This is a genomic window from Burkholderia sp. AU19243 (genome assembly GCF_018148075.1).
Lineage (GTDB): Bacteria > Pseudomonadota > Gammaproteobacteria > Burkholderiales > Burkholderiaceae > Burkholderia > Burkholderia latens_A.
Genome location: NZ_JAGSTV010000003.1, coordinates 281,923 through 304,079 on the forward strand (window position 1 = coordinate 281,923; position 22,157 = coordinate 304,079).

26 protein-coding genes are annotated in these 22,157 nt (G+C 67.4%); 7 read left to right on the plus strand and 19 right to left on the minus strand.

Annotated features, from left to right (window positions below):
* Positions 1-23 precede the first annotated feature (23 nt).
* The 5 genes from KDW55_RS07515 to KDW55_RS07535 all read right to left on the minus strand — a co-directional run bounded on the left by KDW55_RS07515 (position 24) and on the right by KDW55_RS07535 (position 4,147).
* A complete protein-coding gene (locus KDW55_RS07515) occupies positions 24-332 on the minus strand; it encodes a YbeD family protein (RefSeq protein ID WP_040142184.1) in 309 nt (102 codons plus the stop codon).
* Positions 332-1,258, minus strand: coding sequence for a D-amino acid aminotransferase (locus KDW55_RS07520; RefSeq protein ID WP_212148365.1), 927 nt, complete (start codon positions 1,256-1,258; stop codon positions 332-334). Before KDW55_RS07520 ends, KDW55_RS07515 begins: the two co-directional genes overlap by 1 nt.
* A gap of 48 nt (positions 1,259-1,306) precedes the next feature.
* Positions 1,307-2,620: a D-alanyl-D-alanine carboxypeptidase family protein gene (locus KDW55_RS07525; RefSeq protein WP_040142188.1), complete on the minus strand. Its 1,314-nt coding sequence runs from the start codon at positions 2,618-2,620 to the stop codon at positions 1,307-1,309.
* A 552-nt stretch (positions 2,621-3,172) separates the two neighbouring features.
* The gene (locus KDW55_RS07530) at positions 3,173-3,817 is read right to left on the minus strand and encodes an alpha/beta hydrolase (protein WP_040142190.1); all 645 of its coding nucleotides are present in this window, start codon (positions 3,815-3,817) and stop codon (positions 3,173-3,175) included.
* Positions 3,818-3,829: 12 nt separating this feature from the next.
* Positions 3,830-4,147 carry a ferredoxin gene (locus KDW55_RS07535; RefSeq protein WP_040142192.1) on the minus strand — a complete coding sequence of 106 codons (318 nt, stop codon included), beginning with the start codon at positions 4,145-4,147 and terminating at the stop codon, positions 3,830-3,832.
* A gap of 189 nt (positions 4,148-4,336) precedes the next feature.
* On the opposite strand from KDW55_RS07535, the gene KDW55_RS29350 reads away from it, so the two are divergent.
* Positions 4,337-4,639 carry a hypothetical protein gene (locus tag KDW55_RS29350; RefSeq protein WP_249181314.1) on the plus strand — a complete coding sequence of 101 codons (303 nt, stop codon included), beginning with the start codon at positions 4,337-4,339 and terminating at the stop codon, positions 4,637-4,639.
* On the opposite strand, the gene KDW55_RS07545 is transcribed toward KDW55_RS29350, so the two are convergent.
* The 5 genes from KDW55_RS07545 to KDW55_RS07565 all read right to left on the minus strand — a co-directional run bounded on the left by KDW55_RS07545 (position 4,522) and on the right by KDW55_RS07565 (position 9,488).
* On the minus strand, positions 4,522-5,673 hold the full coding sequence (locus KDW55_RS07545) for a VanZ family protein (RefSeq protein ID WP_209821141.1): 1,152 nt from the start codon (positions 5,671-5,673) through the stop codon (positions 4,522-4,524). The genes KDW55_RS29350 and KDW55_RS07545 overlap by 118 nt on opposite strands.
* A 19-nt stretch (positions 5,674-5,692) precedes the next feature.
* Positions 5,693-6,316: an ABC-type transport auxiliary lipoprotein family protein gene (locus KDW55_RS07550; protein WP_040144805.1), complete on the minus strand. Its 624-nt coding sequence runs from the start codon at positions 6,314-6,316 to the stop codon at positions 5,693-5,695.
* 89 nt (positions 6,317-6,405) lie between these two features.
* On the minus strand, positions 6,406-7,341 hold the full coding sequence (locus KDW55_RS07555) for an MlaD family protein (RefSeq protein ID WP_040142196.1): 936 nt from the start codon (positions 7,339-7,341) through the stop codon (positions 6,406-6,408).
* 27 nt (positions 7,342-7,368) lie between these two features.
* The gene (locus KDW55_RS07560) at positions 7,369-8,265 is read right to left on the minus strand and encodes an ABC transporter ATP-binding protein (protein WP_040142197.1); all 897 of its coding nucleotides are present in this window, start codon (positions 8,263-8,265) and stop codon (positions 7,369-7,371) included.
* Positions 8,262-9,488, minus strand: a complete 1,227-nt coding sequence (locus KDW55_RS07565) for an ABC transporter permease (RefSeq protein ID WP_226209129.1) — start codon at positions 9,486-9,488, stop codon at positions 8,262-8,264. The genes KDW55_RS07560 and KDW55_RS07565 overlap by 4 nt, the downstream gene beginning before the upstream one ends.
* Before the next feature lie 160 nt (positions 9,489-9,648).
* On the opposite strand from KDW55_RS07565, the gene KDW55_RS07570 reads away from it, so the two are divergent.
* The 6 genes from KDW55_RS07570 to KDW55_RS07595 all read left to right on the plus strand — a co-directional run bounded on the left by KDW55_RS07570 (position 9,649) and on the right by KDW55_RS07595 (position 15,624).
* Positions 9,649-11,712 carry a bifunctional 2',3'-cyclic-nucleotide 2'-phosphodiesterase/3'-nucleotidase gene (locus tag KDW55_RS07570; RefSeq protein WP_212160826.1) on the plus strand — a complete coding sequence of 688 codons (2,064 nt, stop codon included), beginning with the start codon at positions 9,649-9,651 and terminating at the stop codon, positions 11,710-11,712.
* A gap of 14 nt (positions 11,713-11,726) precedes the next feature.
* Entirely contained in the window at positions 11,727-12,572 is an 846-nt protein-coding gene (locus KDW55_RS07575; protein WP_212160825.1) for a tetratricopeptide repeat protein, read from the plus strand.
* 223 nt (positions 12,573-12,795) lie between these two features.
* A complete protein-coding gene (locus tag KDW55_RS07580) occupies positions 12,796-13,317 on the plus strand; it encodes a hypothetical protein (RefSeq protein ID WP_249181315.1) in 522 nt (173 codons plus the stop codon).
* 160 nt (positions 13,318-13,477) lie between these two features.
* The gene (locus KDW55_RS07585) at positions 13,478-14,398 is read left to right on the plus strand and encodes a biotin--[acetyl-CoA-carboxylase] ligase (protein ID WP_040142207.1); all 921 of its coding nucleotides are present in this window, start codon (positions 13,478-13,480) and stop codon (positions 14,396-14,398) included.
* Entirely contained in the window at positions 14,395-15,183 is a 789-nt protein-coding gene (locus KDW55_RS07590; RefSeq protein ID WP_069241798.1) for a type III pantothenate kinase, read from the plus strand. The genes KDW55_RS07585 and KDW55_RS07590 overlap by 4 nt, the downstream gene beginning before the upstream one ends.
* 198 nt (positions 15,184-15,381) lie before the next feature.
* Positions 15,382-15,624 carry a hypothetical protein gene (locus KDW55_RS07595; RefSeq protein ID WP_069241799.1) on the plus strand — a complete coding sequence of 81 codons (243 nt, stop codon included), beginning with the start codon at positions 15,382-15,384 and terminating at the stop codon, positions 15,622-15,624.
* A gap of 16 nt (positions 15,625-15,640) precedes the next feature.
* On the opposite strand, the gene KDW55_RS29355 is transcribed toward KDW55_RS07595, so the two are convergent.
* The 9 genes from KDW55_RS29355 to KDW55_RS07630 form a co-directional block, all read right to left on the minus strand.
* On the minus strand, positions 15,641-16,021 hold the full coding sequence (locus KDW55_RS29355) for a hypothetical protein (protein WP_249173970.1): 381 nt from the start codon (positions 16,019-16,021) through the stop codon (positions 15,641-15,643).
* A 272-nt stretch (positions 16,022-16,293) separates the two neighbouring features.
* Positions 16,294-16,506, minus strand: a complete 213-nt coding sequence (locus KDW55_RS29360; protein WP_226209111.1) for a hypothetical protein — start codon at positions 16,504-16,506, stop codon at positions 16,294-16,296.
* 33 nt (positions 16,507-16,539) lie between these two features.
* Positions 16,540-16,800 carry a PAAR domain-containing protein gene (locus tag KDW55_RS07605; RefSeq protein WP_069242002.1) on the minus strand — a complete coding sequence of 87 codons (261 nt, stop codon included), beginning with the start codon at positions 16,798-16,800 and terminating at the stop codon, positions 16,540-16,542.
* Positions 16,801-16,802: 2 nt separating this feature from the next.
* Positions 16,803-17,891 (minus strand): DUF6708 domain-containing protein, encoded by a 1,089-nt coding sequence (locus KDW55_RS07610; RefSeq protein ID WP_069241800.1) that lies wholly within the window; start codon positions 17,889-17,891, stop codon positions 16,803-16,805.
* A gap of 93 nt (positions 17,892-17,984) precedes the next feature.
* Positions 17,985-18,602, minus strand: a complete 618-nt coding sequence (locus KDW55_RS07615; RefSeq protein WP_226209116.1) for a hypothetical protein — start codon at positions 18,600-18,602, stop codon at positions 17,985-17,987.
* 24 nt (positions 18,603-18,626) lie between these two features.
* On the minus strand, positions 18,627-18,761 hold the full coding sequence (locus tag KDW55_RS29735) for an Arm DNA-binding domain-containing protein (protein ID WP_335622156.1): 135 nt from the start codon (positions 18,759-18,761) through the stop codon (positions 18,627-18,629).
* Positions 18,762-18,906: 145 nt separating this feature from the next.
* Positions 18,907-19,383 carry a D-glycero-beta-D-manno-heptose 1-phosphate adenylyltransferase gene (gene rfaE2, locus KDW55_RS07620; RefSeq protein WP_069241801.1) on the minus strand — a complete coding sequence of 159 codons (477 nt, stop codon included), beginning with the start codon at positions 19,381-19,383 and terminating at the stop codon, positions 18,907-18,909.
* Positions 19,384-19,547: 164 nt separating this feature from the next.
* Positions 19,548-20,426, minus strand: coding sequence for a ferritin (locus tag KDW55_RS07625; protein WP_040142215.1), 879 nt, complete (start codon positions 20,424-20,426; stop codon positions 19,548-19,550).
* A 483-nt stretch (positions 20,427-20,909) separates the two neighbouring features.
* Complete coding sequence (locus KDW55_RS07630) at positions 20,910-22,136, minus strand: patatin-like phospholipase family protein (protein WP_040142217.1); 1,227 nt, start codon at positions 22,134-22,136, stop codon at positions 20,910-20,912.
* Between the last annotated feature and the right edge of the window lie 21 nt (positions 22,137-22,157).

Here is a 22,157-nt window from a genome sequence, read left to right on the forward strand (position 1 = left end):
CCCCGGACAGCCGCAACGGCCCGTTACAGCACGACCTTGACCATCGGATGGCCGGTCAGTGCACGATAGATGTCGTCGAGCTGTTCCTGGCTCGTCGCGCGCACGGTGATCGTGAGGCCGGTGTAGTTGCCGCCGCTCGATGCGCGTTCTTCGATCTTCTCGACGTCGATCTCGTTGTCGTGGACGGCCACGACCTTGAAGATCGTGTCCTTGAACTCCGGGTGCGCCTTGCCCATGATCTTGATCGGGAAATCGCACGGAAACTCCAGCAGCGACTCCTTCCGGGCATCGACCGCGCCGGTGACCTCGATGGTTTTGGTCGGTTCGCTCATCACTTTCTCCGGGTTAGGTCAAACTGTTCAAACTCGCGTGCCTTCGCACGCTGGTACGCGTCGTACAACGCCGCGAACACGGGGCCCGGCTTGCCGCCCTGCACGGGCAGATCGTCGAGCGACGTGACCGGAAGAATTTCCTTCGTGGCCGACGTGATCATGATCTCGTCCGCAGCGCGCAGCTCGACCTCGCCGATCTCGCGCGCGACGAACGGAATGCCGCATTCGTCGGCCAGCTGCTCGACCAGCGCGTAGCGGATCCCTTCGAGAATCCTGTTGCTGCGCGGCGGCGCGAACAGTTCGCCGTTCTTCACGACCCACACGTTCGACGACGACCCTTCGGTCACGTTGCCGTCGCGCAGCTGGATCGTCTCGAACGCATCGCGTTCGGCCGCATGCTGCGCCATCAGCACGTTGCCGAGCAGCGAGATCGACTTGATGTCGCAATGCAGCCAGCGGCGATCCTCGGCCGTCACGCAGCGCACGCCCTTGGCGCGCTCGTCCGCCGACGGCAGCCGCAGCGGGCTCGTCATCGCGAACACCGTCGGCACCGCGTTCGCCGGAAACGCGTGACCACGCTTCGCGACGCCGCGTGTCACCTGCAGATAGACGAGCGCGTGGCCGCCCGCAAGACCTTCCGCGTTCGCGGCTACCACGCGCTCGATCAGCGCGCGCCAGCCGGCCGCATCGTGCGGGTCGGCGATGCCGATCTTCTTCAGGCTGCGCGCGAGCCGGTCCAGATGCTGTTCGATCCGGAACGGCACGTGCGCGCCGTCGTGCGCATAAACGGGGACAACTTCATACACCCCATCGCCGAAGATGAACCCGCGGTCGAGCACCGGCACACGGGCTTGCGACAGCGGCACCAGTTCCTCCTGCGACGACACGCTGAGGTAGACGATCGGTTCGAATTCGGCTTGGCTCATGGCTATACCAGATGGGGATGAAGTCGTGAAAACAAAGGCCCGTCGCGCTTACTTCTTCTTGCTGAACATCAGCAGGATCGAGTCCCAGATACGTCCGAAGATACCCGCTTCCGGCACTGCCTGCAGCGCGACGACCGGGAACTCCGACAGCGTCTTGCCGTCGGCGACGATCTTCACGGTGCCGACCTGCTGGCCTTCCGCGAGCGGCGCGATCAGCGGCGCGTTGACGTCGACTTCGGTCTTGACCTTGTCGCCGAGGCCGCGCGGCACCGTCACCCACTGGTCGCCCTTCACGCCGACCTGCACGGTGTTCTCCTTGCCCTTGTACACGCGCGGCGTCGACATCGCCTGGCCGCCCTTGAACAGGCGCACCGCGTCGAACGCGCTGTAGCCGTAGTTCAGCATCTTCATGCTGTCCTGCGTGCGGTCGTTTTCCTTCTGCTCGCCCATCATCACCGACACGAGGCGACGCTGGCCGTCGACACCCGGGATCGCGCGCTTCGCCGATGCGATCAGGCAGAAGCCCGCCGCCTGCGTATGCCCGGTCTTCAGGCCGTCCACCGTCGGATCCAGCCACAGCAGCCGGTTGCGGTTGCCCTGACGGATGTTGTTGTACTTGAACTCCTTCTCCGAGAAGATCCCGTAGTACTGCGGAAAATCGCGAATCAGGTGCGCGGACAGCTTCGCGAGGTCGCCGGCCGTCGTGTAGTGGTTCGGGTCGGGCATGCCGTTCACGTCGGCGAAGTGCGTGCCCTTCATGCCGAGGCGCTGCGCCTCGTCGTTCATCATCGTGACGAACTGCCCTTCGCTGCCGCCGACGAGTTCGGCCAGCGCGATCGCGGCGTCGTTGCCCGACTGGATGATCATCCCGTAGACGAGGTCATGCACCGACACCGGCTTGTTCGCCTCGATGAACATGCGCGATTCGTCGCGGCCGACGCGGCGCACGGCCTCGCTCGGCGTGACGATCTGCTCCATCGAGATCTTCTTCTTGTCGAGCGCCTCGAACACCAGGTACGCCGTCATCAGCTTCGTCAGCGACGCGGGCTCGACACGTTCGTCCGCGTTGCCCGATGCGAGCACCGTATTGCTCGTCGCATCGACGAGCACCCACGAGCGTGCGTTCACGCCCGGCGGCGGCACCGCGCCCGGCATGAAGGTCGCAGGTGCGCCGGTGGACTGCTCGGCGGCGGCCGGCGCCGCATGCGCGGCCTTGGCCTTGGCGGCGGGCTTCGCCTCGGCGACGACGATCGTGGACGCGAGCGCGACAGGCAGCATCACGCCCAGCGCGACGTTGCGCGCGGCGGTGCCGAAGGCGATGGAAGAAGCGAGGGACTTGAGGCCTTGGGAAGACAGACGCATGATCGATTCAGGCTGATGGCAGAAAGTGCGGCGCGAAACGCGCAGGGTTGAACGGCAAGGCGGCGGGCGTTCCGGCATGCATCCGACTGCGTCGGACGGCGCGAAACGCGCCGGTTGGACTCGTGCGGACGCGTTCGGTTCGCGGCCGTCGCGAGCGGGCGGACAGGCGGCGAAACGAGCGCCGCATGGGCCAGCCGGGCCGCGGGCGACGCGAAATGCGGCCATTATACGTGGCCGCGAACGGCGTTTTCGCGAACCGGGCGCGCGACGGCCGCATGCGGGCTTCGAGAGGATAGCGCGGCTTCGTTGCAGGCAATCGCGGTCGAAGCCGCCCGAAAGGCGCGCGCAGGCGCCGTGCAAGTCAGGTTGCGCCGTGCCGCGCGGTGCATCGCAGATCGTATTCGACACGATGCGGCGTCGCGACGGAATGCCTTGAAACCCGGCATCCGTTGCGTCTGGAAGAAGATGGCCGGTGCGGCGCGATGTCGCGCGAGCGCGCGCAATCGCAGTCGCTGTGGTGCGGCGGCAGCGCCGCACCACACGAGCGGCGCATCAACGCCACGCGTCGACGATGATGCGCTTGAGCACGTGCAGCTTGCGATGGAAAAAATGCTCGGCGCCCGGGATCACGACGACCGGCAGCTCCTGCGGCCGCGCCCAGTCGTACACCGATCCGATCGGCACCGTGTCGTCGGTTTCGCCGTGGATCACGAGCGTGTTCTCGGGCACGTCGGCGACTTGCCAGCGGCTCGCGGCCGTGCCGACGAACACCATCCGCTCGATCGTGTCGCCCGCGTCGCGCAGCCGCTTCGCGACATGCGACAGCACGAACGTGCCGAACGAGAAGCCCGCCAGCACGAGCGGAAGGCCCGCATACGCGGGCTGCGCGCGCATGTGCGCGAGCACCGCGAGCAGGTCGTCGGCCTCGCCGATGCCGTTGTCGTGCACGCCTTCGGTCGCGCCGACGCCGCGGAAGTTCGACCGGTACACCACGTAGTTGAGCTGGACCAGCGTGCGCGCGAGCGTTTGCGCGACCTTGTTGTCCATCGTGCCGCCGAACAGCGGATGCGGGTGCGCGACGAGCGCGATCCCGCGCGGCGCGGCGCTGCCTTCACGCACGGCGTCCGGCACGTCGACCGCGATTTCGATCTGCCCGACCGGGCCCGCGATCAGCGACTTCTGCGTATGAACGTTCATTCGGCCGCCCGCTCAGATCTTCAGGCGATCGACGACCTTGCCGTCGCGCAGGTGCGTTTCGACGATCTCGTCGATGTCGGCCTGGTCGACGTACGTGTACCAGGTGCCTTCCGGATACACGACCATCACCGGCCCCTCCTCGCAGCGGTCGAGACAGCCGGCCTTGTTGATGCGCACCTTGCCCGGGCCCGCGAGGCCGAGCTCCTTCACGCGTTTTTTCGCGTATTCCTGCATGGTCTGCGCATCGCAACGTGCGCAGCTCGGACGCTCGGCGCCCGGTTCGCGCTGGTTCAGGCAGAAGAAGACGTGGTGCTGGTAATAGGAATCCATGATGGTGACGAGCGGCCCGGCACGCGGCCGGACGTAAAGAGAGGCGATTGCCGTCGCACGCGGCAACGGAGGTGCGGACGATTATAACGACCGGCGCGCGCCGCTGCCGGCGAACGCACCGCTGCCGGCGAACGCACCGCGGCCGCGCTGCCGGTACTGTCGGTACTGTCGGTACTGTCGGTACTGTCGGTGCTGTCGGTGCTGTCGGTACTGTCGGTGCTGTCGGTGCTGTCGGTGCTGTCGGTGCTGTCGGTGCTGTCGGTGCTGTCGGTGCTGTCGGTGCTGCCGGTGCTGCCGGTGCTGCCGGTGCTGCCGGTGCTGCCGGTGCTGCCGGTGCTGCCGGTGCTGTCGGCGCTGCGGGCGTGCGGCCGCCGTCAGCGCCGCAGCCGGCGCGGCAGCCACGCATGCTCGACCCGCTGGCCCAGCCAGATCAGCGCCGCGTACGGCCAGATCCACGCAAGCCAGCGCGCGATGCTGTTGAAGTGCACGTAGCGGCCCTGGCGCCAGCCGGACAGCGTGAAGTCGAAGAACGGATTGACCGGCAGCAGGTTGACGAGCGCGACGCCGGCCAGCATCGCGGCGGCCGCGAGCAGCGCGCGCGCCGGCGCCGGCACGCGCAGCGCGACCAGCGCCGCCGCGAAGCCGAGTTCGATGCCGAGCCGCGCGCCGGGCGTCGCCCACACGACGACCAGCCCGGTGCTCGACTGCATGAAGGTCGCGCCCGCCTTTAGCGCGAGCGTGGCCGCGACGAACGCGATCAGCAGGCGCACGCGCGGCGCGCTCCCGCGCATCGCGAGCGAAGCGATCGCCAGCGCGGCGAACAGCATCAGGCCGCCGAGCACGGCCTCCCACGCGGAGTCGGACAGCCACCCGTCAACACGCTCGGGCCATTCGCTGACGTGCCAGGCGGCCGGCAGCCACGCGAGCAGCGCATCCTGCATCGAACCGTCGGCGCGCTCCCACAGCGCGGCCGGCCAGTCGCCGATGCCGAACAGGAACGGGGACGGAAACAGGATCGCGAACGGCCACAGCGCGGCGAGCAGCAGCGGCGTCGCACCATCGGTTTCGAACCACGCGAAGCGCAGCCGCCGCAGCGCGCCGCGATCGAGCAGCGCGCCGGCCGCCGGTGCAGCCAGCGCCGCGCCGAGCAGCGCACCGAGCGCGTTGGCGCCGAGATCGAGATTCGACGCAACGCGCGTCGGCAGGTAGGTTTGCAACGCTTCCATCGATCCGGACAGCAATATGCCGAGGCCGCACACGATCAGGGTCGCGGCGACGCCGCGCTGGCGCGGATGCAACGCAAGCACACCGAGCGCGCCGAACGGCATATAGCCGAGCACGTTGGTGACCACGTCGAACGCGGTCACATAGCGCTGCATCGGCGCGAACAGGTAGTCGAACGGGCCGATGCCGAGCGACATCCACCCGTGGAACGGATACAGCGACGCGTAGACGATGAGTGCCGCGTACGCGGCGAATGCCTGCCGCGCAAGCGACGACGCACGCGGCGTGCCCGGCGCGCTCATCGTGGCTGCGCGCGGCGCGTCATGGGGTGCCCGCGTACGCCTGCACGCCGGCCCACGCGGCGATCTGCGACACGAGTTCGTCGCTCGCCGCAGCGAGCGCCCGCGCACCGCCGGCCGCATCGGGCGTGCTCGACGGCGCGCGCGCGACGAACGTGCGCTGGCCGAGCACCTTGCCGTCCTGCATCAGCGTTGCGCGCGCGGTGACGGCGCCGTGGCTCTGCGACTGGCCGTCGAACACCTGCTCGAACTCGTTCAGGTCGACTTTCAGCGTCGGCGCGCGCACGCCGTCGGAGCCTTCGAGCACCGCGCCGCGCGCCGACAGCGCGCCGCGCAGCCGCTGGGTGAGCAGTTGCGCGGGCGGCGCGGTCCAGCGGCTGTCGCGATACACGGCCATGCGCTGCGCATCCGCATACGCGAGGCGGTAGACGAATTTGTCGGTATTGAGCGCATCGGGAGAGCCGACGTCGAGCACCTTCAACGCGGGGCCCGTGCCGGCCGTCGCGACCGGCGCGGCGGGCCCGAGGTCGTAGCGAATGTTCGACAGCGCTGCGCTGTCGCTTGCGCAGCCGGCGGCGAACACGAGCGCGAGTATCGCGAGCGTGGCCGCGGCCGGCCGCAGCGCGCGATCAAGGATTCGTGGCATGGAATGTTCCTGGATGATGTTGGCAGTTTCGATCGCGTGACGGCCCGCACACGTCGCGGGCCGCGCGGCCGGTTCGCGGGCGAGCCGCGTCAACGACCGGCCGCCGCACCGGCGCCCGGCCACACGAAGCCTGCTTCGCCGGGGCCTGGCGCGGAACCGGGCGAACCGAACAACAGACTCCGCGGGTTGCGCCCGAGTTCACCGGCGACGTCCTTCAATTGCCGCGACGCATCGCCGACGTCGGCCGCCAGCGAGTTGAAACGCGGCAGCGTGTCGTACTGGACCCGCGCGTTCAGATCGTTCAGCGCGACGCCGACCTGCTCCGCTGCGGCGCCCGCCTTGTTCAGGTTCGCCACCAGCGGCCCGTTCGGCTGCAGCAGCGTGTTCGCCGACGCCATTGCTCGATCGACCTGGTGCATCGTCTCCGGCAGCGCCGCCACCGCCGGCGCGAGCTGCTTCGACAGCGTCGCCGCGCCGTCGGCCGCGTGCTGCAGGCTTTCGGCCGTCGCACGCAGCTGCTCGCGCATGTCCGGCGACATCAGCGCGTTCGCGCTCTTAGCCGCCTGCTCGAGCTGCCGCAGCAGCACGTCGCCCCGCTCCTGGATCTGATCGAACAGGCTCGGGCGCATCGGAATCTGCGCGATCGCCCGCGGCGACGACGGCAGCGGCGCCAGGTCGCGGCCGGTATCCTCGAGCTGCACGAACGCGATCCCCGTCACGCCCTGGAATCCGAGGCTGCCGTACGTCGATTGCGTGATCGGCGCGTCGTGGTCGACGAGAATCCGGATCCGGATCTGGCCCGGATGCGTGCGGTCGAAGCCGATCGACTGCACTTTGCCGACGTCGAGACCGCGAAAGCGCACCGCCGCATCGGGAAACAGGCCGGTGACGTTGGTGCGCGCGAGCAGGTCGTACGGCACGCGCACCGTGCGATCGACGTTGAACCAGAACACGGTGCCCGCGATCGCCAGCGTCAGCGCGATCGTGAACAGGCCGGCCCAGAACGCATGTGATTTGTTTTCCATTCGCGGGTTCCTTGCTTCTTGCGAGGCTTACAACTCGACGCTCGACAGCGCCGGTTCGAGGGCCGCCTTCGGCAGCTTTGCGCGCCGCTCCGGCGGCAGCGCCTGCAGCGCGCGGCGCCCGCGCAGCCCCAGGAAATATTCGTGGATGAACGGGTGGTCGACGTTCGCGGCCTCTTCGACCGGCGCAGCGACCAGCACCTTGCGGTCGGCCAGCACCGCGACGCGCGTCGACAGCGCGACCATCGTGTCGAGATCGTGCGTGACCATCACGACCGTCAGCCCGAGCGTGCGATGCAGCGTCGCGATCAGCTCGACGAATTCGTCCGACGCCTGCGGATCGAGGCCGGCGGTGGGTTCGTCGAGGAACAGCAATTCGGGCTCGAGCGCGATTGCGCGCGCGATGCCGACCCGCTTCACCATCCCGCCCGACAGCGCGGCCGGCATCTTCGATGCATGCTTGCACGGCAGCCCGACCATCTCGAGCTTCAGCATCACAATGTCGTTCAGCAGGTCGGGCGGCACGCGGCCGAGCTCGCGCAGCGGCTGCGCGACGTTGTCGAACACCGTCATCGACGAGAACAGCGCGCCCTGCTGGAACAGCATCCCCGAGCGCGTGCGCATCATGCGCGCGGTTGCATCGTCGATCTTCGACGTATCTTCGCCGAATACCTTGATCGTGCCCGACGTCGGTCGCTCGAGGCCGAGGATCTGCCGCACGAGCGTCGTCTTGCCGGAGCCCGAGCCGCCGACGATCGACACGATTTCGCCGCGCCGTACGTCGAAGTCGAGCTTCTGGTGAACGATGTTGCGCCCGTAGCGCTTCGTCAGGTTGCGCACCTCGATCACGAGGTCGTCGCCGGCTGCGGCCGACAGCGGGCGGCCCGCAGCCGCGCCGTGTGCGGGGGTTCCGTTCGATGCGCTCATCCGAGCCCCACGTTCTGGAACAGGATCGCGAACACCGCATCCGCGAGGATTACGACCGTGATCGACGTGACGACCGACGTCGTCGTGCCTTCGCCGAGGCTCTGCGAATTCGCCTTGATCCGGAAGCCGAAGTGGCACGCGACCAGCGCGATCAGCATCCCGAACACGACACCCTTGCCGATGCCGATGTACAGGTTCGCGATCGGTACGACGCCCGGCAGCGAGCGCACGAAATAGTTGACGTCGATCCCGAGCACCAGCTTCGCGGCGAGCGCGCCGCCCGTGAGCGCGATGATGTTGGTCCACATCACGAGCAGCGGCATCGCGACGCCGAGCGCGAGTACGCGCGGCAGGATCAGCCGCAATCCGTGCGGAATGCCCATCACGCGCATCGCGTCGAGTTCTTCGGTCACGCGCATCACGCCGATCTGCGCGGTGATCGCCGATCCCGAGCGGCCCGCGACGAGGATTGCCGACAGCACAGGCCCGAGCTCGCGGATCACCGACAGCCCGAGGATGTTCACGATGTAGCGATTTGCGCCGAACATCTGCAGCTGCTGCGCGGACAGGTAGCTGAGCACGATGCCGATCAGGAACGCGACCAGCGCGGTGATCGGCAGCGCCTGCGTGCCGGCGCTGTAGATGTTCGCCGAGGTTTCCTTCCACGGCATCGTCTGCGGACGGCGCAGCACCGACAGCGCGTCGAGAATCACGCGGCCGAACATCGCGATGCCGCCCTGCAGATGTTCGCCGAATGCGAAGATTGCCTGGCCGAGCCGCGTGACGGGATCGAACCGCACGACGCGCTCGGGCGCCTCGCGCTGGCTGTCGAGGCGTTCGATCCGCTCGAAGATCGTGCGCTGCGTGTCGCTCAGCGCGACGCCGGACGGCAGCTTGCGGCCCCACACGCGCCACAGCGCCTGGCCGCCGACGTGGTCGAGCCGTTCGATGCCGGACAGATCCCATTCGCTCACGCGCCCGGACGCGATGCCCGCGACGCGGCGGGCGACCGCGCCGCGGTTGCGTGCGAGCGCGAGCGCCGTCCACTGGCCGTACAGGCGCACCGTCTGGCCCTGACTGCCGGCGTCGACCGACAGGCCGGGAGGAGTCTCGAAGTCCAAGGGCGGATTGTTTGCAAAAGGATGACAGCGGCCATTGTAGCGAACCGCCCGGCGCCGCGACGTGACGATTTTCCGGCACGCCGATGCAGCGGGTGCCGCCATCCCCCCGGCCGGACGCCTGCGTCGGCGTGCGACCTTTCATTCTTCCGTCATCTTTCCTTTCGATACTCTCACGCGCCGCACATCAGGCCGTCGGCAGCCGCGCCGCCATCCCGCCGCGCACCTCGCGACTCATAGAACAGAACCCTGAACAGGACAATCGATGCGTCTCCCCCCGCTTTCCCGCCGCCGCGCGACCGGCGCCGCCGCGCTCGCCAGCCTCGCGTTCGTCCTCGCCGGTTGCGGCGGCGACGACGTCACCGCACCGCCGTCGTCGCAGGCCCAGGCGCCGGCCGGCACGACGGCCACGCTCGCGCTGCTCGAAACGACCGACCTGCACACCAACGTGCTGTCGTATGACTATTTCAAGCTCGCCGCCGACAATTCGCTCGGCTTCGAGCGCGTGTCGACCCTGATCGCGCAGGCGCGTGCGCAGTATCCGAACACGCTGCTGCTCGACAACGGCGACACGATTCAGGGCACCGCGCTGGCGGACTACCAGGCGCTCGTGAAGCCGGTCGGCTGCGACCAGACGCTCGCGATCTACAAGGTGATGAACGCCGCGAAGTTCGACGGCGGCGGAATCGGCAACCACGAGTTCAACTACGGGCTGCCGTACCTGTCGCAGGTGACCGGCAACACGTTCGACGTCGACGGATTGCCGGCGCCCGCGCAGCAGAAGAAGTGCGCGGGCCCGAACTTCCCGCAGGTGCTCGCGAACGTGATCAGCGCGAAGACGAACGCGCCGCTGTTCACGCCGTACACGATCCTCACACGCACGGTGACGGCCGTCACGCCCGACGGCAAGACGGTCAGCGCGCCGTTGAAGGTCGGCATCATCGGCTTCACGCCGCCCGCGATCATGAACTGGGACAAACGCTGGCTCGACGGCAAGGTCTACACGACCGGGCTGAAGGAAGCGGCCGAGAAGTACGTTCCCGAAATGCGCGCGAAGGGCGCCGATCTCGTCGTCGCGATCTCGCACGGCGGGCTCGACAATGCCGCGTATTCGCCGACGATGGAAAACGGCAGCTGGTGGCTGTCGAAGGTGCCCGGCATCGACGCGATGCTGATCGGCCACTCGCACCAGGTGTTCCCGGACGCGAACAGCACCGTGCCGCAGTTCAATCTGCCGGGCGTCGACAAGGTCAAGGGCACCGTCAACGGCGTGCCGACCGTGATGGCCAACTATTGGGGCAAGCATCTCGGCGTGATCAAGCTCGGTCTGAAGTTCGACGGCAAGACCTGGAACGTCGACAAGTCGCTGACGACCGTCGAGGCTCGCCCGATCCAGAACGCGGACAAGAGCTACGTCGCCGCCGACCCGTCGGTGTCCGCCGCGATCGCAGCCGAGCATCAGGCGACGATCGACTACGTTAAGACGCCGATCGGCTCGACCGACTACCGGATGAACTCGTACTTCGCGGACGTCGGCGATCCGGGCGCAATCCAGATCGTCAACGAGGCGCAGGCCGACTACGTGAAGACTTACGTGCAGGCGAACCTGCCGCAATACGCGTCGCTGCCGGTGCTGTCGGTGAGCGCGCCGTTCAAGAGCGGCTTCGGCGGCGGCAGCGACTACACCGACGTCGCGCCGGGCGCGCTCGCGATCAACAACGCGGCGGACCTGTACCTGTATCCGAACACCGTGTACGCGGTGAAGGTGAGCGGCAGCGACGTGAAGAACTGGCTGGAGACGGCCGCGAAACGCTTCAACACGATCGATCCGACCCAGGCGACCGTGCAGCCGCTCGTCAGCAGCTTCCCCGGCTACAACTTCGACATGTTCACGTCCGCCGATCTCACGTACGAGATCGACGTCACGCAGCCCGTCGGCAGCCGGATCAGGAACCTCGCGTACAAGGGCGCGCCGATCGACCCGAACGCGCAGTTCATCGTTGCGACCAACAACTACCGCGCGAGCGGCGGCGGCAACTTCCCGGGCCTCGACGGCAGCAAGACGATCTTCGCGTCGCCCGATGCAAATCGCGACGTGCTGATCGCGTTCATCAAGAAGCGCGGCGCGATCACGCGCGCGGCCGACGGCGCGCAGCGCAGTTGGCGCTTCACGAAGCTCGCGAGCTCGGTCGCGCACGTGCGGTTCACGTCCGCGCCGAACCGGCTCGGCGACGCGACGACGGCCGGCCTGACCGGCGTCACGCAGGTCGCGGCCGACGACGGCTCGGGCAAGAACCTCGCGATCTACGAGCTCGACCTCACGCAATGACCACGAGACCCGCGATGCAACCGATCCGGACGATGCGGCCGGCGGAGGCCGGCTTCGGCGCCGCGGCGCGGCGCGTGCTGCGCGCGAAGCTGCCGCCGGCCGCACTGCTGGCGGCGGTGGCCGTGACGATCGCCGCAGCGGCCGCGGCAACGGGCTGGCGCGCAGCGGGACCCGCGCCGAACGCCGCGCAGATCGACGAGTGGCAGGCAATGGTCGCGCAGGCAGTCGAGCCGCACGCGCTTGCACGGTTGCGCACGCTCGCACGGCGCGGCTCCGGCGACGCGCAGGCGGCGCTCGGCATCGCGCTCGCCAATGCGCACGAGCCGGGACTGCGCGACGAGGGCCGCCGCTGGCTCGAAACCGCCGCGCAGGCCGATGCGAACGTCGACGCGCCGGCGGCGCGGCGCGCGCAGCTCGCGCTCGGCAAGGCGCTGCTGCTCGGCAGCGGCGACATCCCGAAGGACTATGCACGCGCCCGCGAGCTGCTCGGTGCCGCTGCCGCACATGGCGACCCCGCCGCCGCGTACTACCTCGGGCTGATCTATCGCAGCGGCTACGGCATCGCCGCGGATCCGGCGCAGGCCGCGCACTGGTTCGCGCTCGCATCGCGCGCCGGCATCCCGGCCGCGGACTTCATGCTCGCGAACGCGTATCGCGACGGCAGCGGCGTGCCGCGCGACGAAGCGCGCGCGCTCGCGCTGTATCGCCGTGCGGCGGAGCACGAGCTGCCGGAAGCCGTGCAGACGCTCGCGATGGCGTATCGCAACGGCGAACTGGGACTCAAGCCCGACGCGGACGAATTCCACGCGCAGTGGATCGAGACCGCACATGCGTTGAAGCATCCGGTGGTTGCGCCGTGATCGCACGGCGGCACCGCACGCACCACCGCACGGCGGCAGAACGCCGGCCTGCGCGACGCGGGTGATCCCGCGCGTCGGGCGTCGAACGCACGCACCGGCGCGCGACGCGCGGTGCGCAGGTCGTCGTGCCGCCCGTCCTGTCGGTCCATACAGCTCGATACGCGGGTGGCAATGCCTTAACAGGCCGCGTCGCATTCACAATAAGACCCGAGAGGACCGGTCCATGTCGCATCGCCTGTCCGGCCTGCGCGCCGCCATCGCCGCCATCGCCGCCATCGCCGCCGCTGTCGCCGCTGTCGCCGCCGTTCCGCTCGTCTTGGCCGCCGCGCCGTCCGCGTCTCCCGACATCTTCAACGCCGCGCTGTGCAAGCCGCCGTTCACGTCGAACCTGATGGACGCGATCTACAACGCCGCGAAGGCGGCCGATCCGAAACCCGACAGCTCGATGCTGGGCGCCGCGGTCTATCGCCTGCCCGAGCGGATCCGCCGGGACGGCTTCACGACGCAGCACGTCGTGTTCGTCGCCACCGGCATCGGCGTGCTCGTGGAAGGGGAAGTCGCCGAGCAGCTCGCCAAACGCTACGAGCACCCGCGAGCGAGGCCACCTGCTGGGCGCGTCGTCCATCGGCTATTCGCGCCGGGTGAACGCGCGCGGCCCCGGCGGTGCGCTGATCCTCGTGTCGGCCCGCCAGGATCCGGCGCTCAAGGGCCGCACGCTGCTCGCCTGCGAAATGACGAGCGATGAAGACATCAAGGCACTCGAGCAACTGGAGCAGCACTGAGCGACCTGAAGTAGGGCCGGCGGGCGGGCCGGCGCAGTTCGTGCGCAGGCCGCCGCGGTACGCCCGCCCGTCCCGCGCATCGCCCGCCACGCGCCAACGTCCCCTGTCGCTACAATAGGCGCCATGAACGCCCCCACCTCCTCCGACACGCCCGATTCCGGCGACGCGCACATCGCCCGCAGCCGGCTCGAGGCGCACCTGGATGCCGCGCCGCGCGCGTGGCCGCTCGATATCGTCGCCGCCACCGGCTCGACCAACGCCGACGTCGCGGCGCGCCTGAAGGCGCTGCCGCGCGCGGCGAACGCCCTGCCCGCGCCGCTCGTGCGCGTCGCGTTCGAGCAGACGGCCGGTCGCGGCCGGCAAGGCCGCCCGTGGTTCGCGCAACCCGGCAATGCGCTGCTGTGCTCGGTCGGCTGCATCGTGCCGCGCGCAGTCGATGCACTCGGCGGCCTGAGCATTGCGATCGGCGTCGCGCTTGCGGAAGGGCTCGCGACGCTGCCGCTCGATGCCCGCGCACGCGTGGCGCTCAAATGGCCGAACGACCTGCTGCTGACGGTAACCGACGCCGGCACGCCGCGCATCGTCGGCAAACTCGCCGGGATCTTGATCGAAACCGTATGGACCACCGCCAGCGCGACCGCGGTCGTGATCGGCTTCGGCATCAACGTGCGCGGCGCGGAAGCCGTTGCCGCGCAGGTCGACGCACTGCGCGCCCGCGAAGCCGCGCTCGCAAGCGGGCTGCCGCCGGCCGCGCTGTCGAGCGCATGCGCGTCGGCCAATCTCACCGACACGCTCGCCGCAGCGCTGAACGCACTCACGCCCGCACTCGCGCAATTCGGCACCGACGGACTCGCGCCGTTCCTGCCGCGCTGGCATGCGCTGCACGCGTATGCGGGGCGCGAGGTCGTGCTGCTCGAACAGGGCGTCGAACGCGCGCGCGGCATCGCGACGGGCATCGATGCGACCGGCCAGCTGCTGCTCGACACGCCGGACGGCGTACAGGCGATCGCGGCCGGCGACGTGTCGCTGCGCGAAGCGCAATGAGCGAAGCACATCTGCTGATCGACGCCGGCAACAGCCGGATCAAGTGGGCGCTCGCCGACGCGCAACGCACGCTCGCGGACACTGGCGCGTTCGGCCACACGCGAGATGGCGGTGCCGATCCCGATTGGTCGGCGCTGCCGCGCCCGCGCGATGCGTGGATCTCGAACGTCGCAGGCCCCGACGTCGCCGCGCGGCTCCACGCGCTGATCGATGCGCACTGGCCGGGCCTGCCGCGCACGACGATCCGCTCGCGGTCCGCGCAATGCGGCGTGACGAACGGCTACACGACGCCCGAGCAACTCGGCAGCGATCGTTGGGCCGGACTGATCGGCGCGCGTGCGGCGTTTCCGGGCGAGCATCTGCTGATCGCGACGTTCGGCACGGCGACGACGCTGGAAGCGCTGCGTGCGGACGGCCGTTTCACCGGCGGGCTGATCGCACCGGGCTGGGCGCTGATGATGCGCGCGCTCGGCACGCATACCGCGCAATTGCCGACGCTGACCACCGACATCGCGAGCGGCCTGCTCGCAGGCGCGCACCCGGAGCCGTTCCAGGTCGATACGCCGCGCTCGCTGTCGGCCGGGTGCCTGTATGCGCAGGCGGGGCTGATCGAACGTGCGTGGCGCGATCTTGCCGACGCATGGCAGGCGCCGGTGCGGCTCGTGCTCGCAGGCGGTGCGGCGGACGACGTCGCACGCGCGCTGACGCTCCCGCATACGCGACACGATGCGCTGATCCTGTCGGGACTCGCGCTTATCGCGGCGGAGGCGGCGGCGCAGGATTGACGAAGTGCCGACCGGCATCGTGCCGGCGGCGTCGACGCAAGCCCGTTGCGGGCCTGGTCAGGGTATCGAGAGTGGAACACGGCGCCGCCGCGTGCGCCCATGCCGACAGCCGGCCGAACGGGGCACTGAATCGATCACGCCGGCCCATGCGGGCCGGCCCGACTGAACGAACGACTGAAACGACGAGGAGTTTCGACGATGCTGCGCTGGCTGATCGCTGTTCTCTTTCTCGCGAACCTGCTCGCATTCGTGGCCGTGCGCGGCGTGTTCGGCCCGGCGCCGGCCGCCGGCCCGCGCGAGCCGGGCATTCTGTCGCGGCAAGTGCAGCCGGCCGCGCTGCATGCGATGCCGCTCATGCAGGCGACCGACCAGCCCGTGGTCGGCGCGCCGATCTCCGCGCCGGGCGTGACGGCGGAGCCGCTGCCGGGCTCGGCGCCGTGACGGCGCCGCGCGCGTATCAGGACTGCTGCGCGCGCACCTTCTTCAGGTCATGGACTACTTGGGCATCGCGTGCGTTGAGGTACGGCAACATCTTGATCGCGTAGTCCAACGCGTCGCGCCAGAACCGCTGAGCGTCAGGCGGATCGGGCATTCCGTCAGCCGCAGGCCGCTGGAACAAGTCGTCCACCAATTCACGGATCGTCTTGTCAGGGTCTTCCAGCGGCAGCGTAATCGAGTCCATCGCCGCGCCGTCATCAGGACCGCCGGCCATAAGCCATGTTGCAAACCCGATCGACCGTTCATTCTTGAAAATCGCGATCGCCTCGATGTTGCCTGCTTGTCTCCAACGAGTAGGTCCGGGAATAATGCAGAGCGTATCGGTCGGCATCTTGAGCATGCCGATCGGCACATCTTCCGCGATATAGCCGGCATCGAGCAGGCGGTGCAGCGGTGGCGTCGGCTCGTAAAAAACACCCCTTTCCGTACCTCAAATGCCAGCCACATGGCGCTGTACTGAGCGCCCCCGGCGAGTGCGTCCGCAGAGCGACCTTCAGCGCCGTGCGGCACGAGATCCCGCGTGAAGCGATCGAAATAGCGCGTCAAACGCAGGATGCCATGCGAGCGCAGCATTTCGGTCAGCGTCGGCGACGCCACGCGATCGGTCGCGGCTCACAACGAGTCCCACGCGAGGAGCGCACCTGTGACCCGATAGCGCACCGGTCCAGGCAAGCGCGCGAGCGTCGGATCGGAGATTGCGTCGCCCGAGCGCACCAACGCGGTAACGAGCCGCTGACGAATGTCGGCCCGTATTGCCTGACGCTGGACCTCAGATACCAAAGCGGTATTGCGCGGCGATGCGCCGGTCAATACGGCTTCCTTCATCCGATCCGTCGATTCCCTCGTACGCAATGCAATTTACTCAAGGGACGAAATCAATCGTGCGCCGCACTCCGTCAGATCATCGTGAAATGCGACCGGCGTACCGTGATGATTGCGCGCGCCGTCTAGCGGAATGATCCTGAACTGGCCGCCGCACTTCGGGCACCATGTCAGGTGGTCTTTCAGCGCAACCGGAACGCCCAGCGCCGTCAGATCATCGCTCGCAGTGATCACTTCGCCGCCGTGGGTCGTCTTGTCATGCAAGCGGATCACGCCGCGTCCGTTCTCGTCTTTCATCATCAACCTCGCGTTCCGACGTACGAGCCAGCAACCGCCGGGTTCTCGAGCCACGCCATCGCGAAGCGTTTGCCATCCGGTTCGCCGACCCAGCCCTCGGTCTTAGCTTTTGCTTCGTTGGGGTAGTCTCCGCGCTGCTGGGCCAGCACAGTATCCCCCCATCCAACCGGCGTACCTGAACGCGGCTGTGCATAAGGGTCGTTCGGATCGACCTCGCTAATCTTCGCAATTTCGGAAGGCCAGATCGGGTCGCGACTAGTCGAATTAGCTAGGATGCGCATCGCGGTAAAGGCGAGTATGAATGGCATCATGATGATGCGCCAGAGCACGGGGGCCTGCATGCCAAAACCGTACAGCGAAAACAGGAATGATTCGCGTGGTGTTTCGTCTTCCGTGTGGAACAGCATTGGCTTCGGCAAGCCGTGCGGGCCGTCGCTCATGTACTTGCACCAGTAGTTCCACTGTGCAAGCGCCATTTCGACCTCGGCGGCAGGCATCCACTCGCGGCCGATCGAGAAGACTCGCGTGACGTTGCCTTGGTCGTTAACCGTGTAATGACGGATATGAAACAACTCGCCGAAGGTCGACATCTCGCGATGCAGGCAAAAAATCGACTCCTTTGACCATGGCACCTCCCATACGATGTCTCCCTCGCTGGACTTGGCGAAGTGCCGACGCTTCCGGATAGCGTACAGCTTGCGCTCACCTCGGTGAAAGCGTATCGGACGGCGACGAAGTCCAAAGAACAAACCTTGACCAAATTTCCACACAATAAACGCGAAAATCAATGAGATCAGCAAGGCAATGAGATCACCCATTACGCTTCCAGAATATGGGTACCGAATTTCCGTGAGCCAATACAAGTATGGCCCAATACAAATTCCAGCAATACCGATCGGCATAGCCGCAGCGGACCATTGCTTTTCTAGAAAAGACGGCTCGATTACGTCCATGTATACGCTGTTAATTTTGAATATTGTTCCAAAATCTTGTGCGTTCGGACCGACAGGTTGATCAATGTGCAGTCGATGCGCCATGTCCCATTCAGGGACCGGCTTACCTATGCACTTCTTCATCAATCTTTCGTCCACGCTTAACCTCCAATTGCTGAGTTGAACGCTTTGAGCTCGTCATCGAGCGTACTGTAATGCTCTCCCACGCTAAATTTGCATCGCTTGACCCAATCACTTAGCTCCGAAGCTTTCAGCGTTGCGATTCCGATGGCAACAAGAATGGACACAATAAAAACCGGACACCGCGCGCAACTCGACCATAAACGCGCCGATGTCCGCATACGGCAATGCCGCGTAATGCTGCACCTGTTTGACCTTGCGGGGCGATGCCAAAAGCTGTTCAAGGTGCCTCGTCCATCGCGCCGGATTCTCGCCGCTGCGCAATCCGCGAACCTTCGCCCAATCCAGGATGGTTTCGATACGGGCACGCAGTCGGGATGCAGTCTCGTTCTTGCTCAACCAGATTGGCTCCAGCACGCGCAACACCAAGTCCGTCGTTACATCGGCCGGACGCAACGCACCGATGACCGGATAAGCGTAAGCGGCCAGCGAGCGGACCCAGAGCTGTCGATACTTGTCACTTCTCCATTCGACGCTACGCGCCTCAACATAAGCGAGTGCGCATTGCTTGAAAGTCAGCGCCGAAACAATCTTCGCCTTGCGCTCCGCCTTCTCCTGTTTGCGCAGGACCGCGGGATCATCGCCCCGCCACACGACCTCGCGATGCGCATTGCGAGCGGGTCGCGCTGCCTCAACGGTCACACGGGGATACGGGCCAATCTGGATCAAGCCCTCACGACCGTCAGGCTTCGACTAGCGGAATTGCCAGTACTTATGGCCGGTCGGCCTGACCAGTAGCGCGAGGCCGCCACCATCACTGAGTCGATAAACGCGCTCGCGCGGCTTGGCCGCGCGGCACTGAACATCGCGAAGCAGGCACTCTGCCATGCCGAAACACCCCCAAATCTACCCGAAAAAGTACCCGGAAAAATTGGGGATTGAATGACACTTTGGCGCTCCATATGGCACCGTCGCCGTGCCAAAACCCTTATCAATAGGCGATGTCCGACACGATACAGAATCTCACGACACTCTAACCGCGCACCTTCTTCAGCAGTGCGGTGGTCGAGCGGTCGTGCTCGAACGGAATCGCCAGCGCACGACCGCCCCAGCCGCGGACGATCGCCGACTCCGGCAGCGTGTCCATATCGTAGTCGCCGCCCTTCACGAGGATGTCCGGACGGACCGCCTCGATCAGCGACACCGGCGTCTTTTCCTCGAACTTCACAACCCAGTCGACGCTTTCCAGCGCCGCGAGCAGCGCCATCCGGTCTTCCTCGCGGTTGATCGGGCGGTCGTCGCCCTTGCCGAGCATGCGCACCGACGCGTCGCTGTTCACGCCGACGATCAGGCATGCGCCGAGCGCCTTCGCGTCGGCGAGATACGTGACGTGGCCACGGTGCAGGATGTCGAACACGCCGTTCGTGAACACGACCGGCGAAGGCAGCGACGCGCGCAGGGCGACCAGGGCGTCGCGGGTAATCAGCTTGCGCTCAAAGGTAGCGGGCATATGTATGTCGGATGGCGTGAGCGGCGCGCGGTGCGCGTCGCGTTGGAACTGGCGGCGCCAGATAAAAAGCCCGCCGGACGATCGGGCGGGCTTCGTGCTTCGGTTACGCGGCGGCGGGGCCGCGGCCGGCGTCATGTCGCGCCGGCTGCGCCGCGCTGCGCGCGTCAGGCCGGTTGCGCGGCCGACGACGGACCGCTTTCGGACTGCAGGCGGCTGGTGACTTCCTTGCGATAGCGGTTCAGCTCCTGCGCGGTCGCGAACGTACGCTCGAACAGGATCGACAGGTTGTGCAGGATCCGTTCGACGACCTTCTTTTCCCATTCGCCGTCGAAGCGGATCTGTTCGTCGAGCCAGCGCTCGAGCCATTCCGGATCGGGCAGCCGCGACTGCACGGTGTCGCGCGGGAACAGCGCCTGGTTCACGTGCAGGTTGGTCGGGTGCAACGGCTTCTCGGTGCGGCGCGCCGACGCCATCAGCACGCCGATCTTCGCGAACGCCGCGCGTGCGACGTCGCCGCAGTTGTTCAGCGCCTTCTTCATGTAGCGCAGGTACGCGCCGCCATGGCGCGCTTCATCGCGCGAGATCGTTTCGTAGATGTGCTTGATGACCGGCTCGGTGTGCCAGTCGGCCGCGCAGCGATACCAGTGATTCAGGCGGATTTCGCCGCAGAAGTGCAGCATCAGCGTCTCGAGCGGCGGCGCCGGATCGAACTCGAAGCGCACTGCGTGCAGCTCCTCTTCGGTCGGCACCATTTCCGGCCGGAAGCGGCGCAGGTATTCCATCAGCACGAGCGAATGCTTCTGCTCCTCGAAGAACCATACGCTCATGAACGCGGAAAAATCGCTGTCGTGCTGGTTGTCGCGCAGAAACATTTCCGTCGCGGGCAGCGCCGACCACTCGGTGATTGCGTTCATCTTGATCGTCTTCGCCTGCTCGTCGGTGAGCAGCGAAGCGTCGAACTTGTCCCACGGAATGTCCTTCTCCATGTCCCAGCGGACGGCTTCGAGCGACCTGTAAAGTTCCGGATAAAGCATGGTGTTCATGATGGTCCCACCCCTGTTCTGCGCAATGCGACTTCTCTAAACGTGACTGTTGCCGCGTGGGCGCGCGAGCGCGCTTTTTTGCAGCCAAGACTCTAATTTTACGCGTGAATCCGGCCCCCGGACGCAGATTCCGCGTCCGGCAGCCGGGCGGCCGCGCCGCCGCCGTGTTGCACGCCGCAGCCCCGCTCCGCCGAACGGAACCGACCGCGCGTGCCTGATGTGGGGGGCCGGCGCAAGCCGGCTCGGTGGCGAGCCCGCCCCGGCGCCACGCGGCTCCTGGAGGAATTCCGCGCCGCGGCTTGCCCGGCGGACTGCTCGATATGGTGTATACGGCGGCGGCCATGATAGCACGCGTGCATGACGGTTCCGAGACGGCGGCCCGGTCCCGCGCCGCCATCTGCGGTGCGGCGATCGGTCGCGGGACGCGTCGCGAAAATGCAACCGATATGTAAGCTGCCGCACATTCTGGCGTCCCAAGGGCGATCAGACCCGCATTTCCCCCGCCGCCAGCCCGCCTTCCGGCGGCGTGCCGGCCGCCGGCGCGCTGCTGCCGTCGGCCCGTGCGATCCAGTCGGCGAGCGTGTCGCGCTGCGCGCGACCGTCGCGGTAGCCGAGCTCGATCAGCTCGCGCGTGAACGCCTCCTCGAACAGCAGATAGCTCGCGAACGACGCGCCGGCGGGCTGGCTGCCGCCCACCGCGCCGAGCAGCCCGCGCATCGTCGCCGGCATCTGCTTCAGGTGCTTCGCGGCGATCAGCTCGATGCGCTCGGACGGCGCGATCGCGAGCACGTCCACGTGCCGCCAGCCGCTATCCACTTCGATCTGGTGCGGCAGATGCTCGATCATCCGGTTGATGTGCTCGATCCGTTCGATGTCCGAGCCGATCGAGTCGAGAAACACGCTTGCGAGCACCTGCTGGCCGATCTGCGCGAGCGACGGGTAGCCGCGTGCCCGCCCCGAGCCGTTCGCGGCGGGGATCTCCGGCCGCGGATCGGCCGCGCCGATCACGACGATCCGGTCCGCGCCGAAGTGGATCGCCGGCGACAACGGCGCGACCTGCCGGATCGAGCCGTCGCCGAAATACTCGATCTGCCCGTCGAGCACCAGCGGCACGGCAGGGAACACGAACGGAATGGCCGACGACGCAAGCAGGTGCGACGCCGACAGGTCGACGAGCCGCGCGGTGCGCTGCGCGCGCCGCCAGGCCTGGATCGGCTCGGCCGCCTGATAGAAGGTCAGGTGCCGGCCGCTCGAATAGCTGAGCGCGGTGACAGACAGCGCATGCAGCAGCCGGGCTTCGAGCATCTGCTCGATCCGGTGAAAACTCAACTCGCGCTGCAGCAGGTGCGCGAGCGGCGCGTTGTCGAGCAGCCCGCGCGGCGAACGGCGTGCCGCCCAGCCGAAGGTCATCGTAGCGAGCCAGCGCGCGCCCGCCGCCGCGATGCCGAGCCAGTCGGTGCGATACACGTAGTCGGCGCGCAGCGGCTCCCAGAATTCGAGCAGGCGCCGCACGCCGTGCGAGAAATCGTCCGCATGGCTTGCGATCGACGTCGCATTGATCGCGCCGGCCGACGATCCGCACACGACCGTAAACGGCACCGTATGCCGATGCGGATCGGCCTCGCGCGAGATCTCGGCCAGCGCCTTCAGCACGCCGACCTGGTAGGCGGCGCGTGCGCCGCCCCCCATCAGAACGAGCGCGAGCCGCATGATCGACCTGCTAACCGGTTC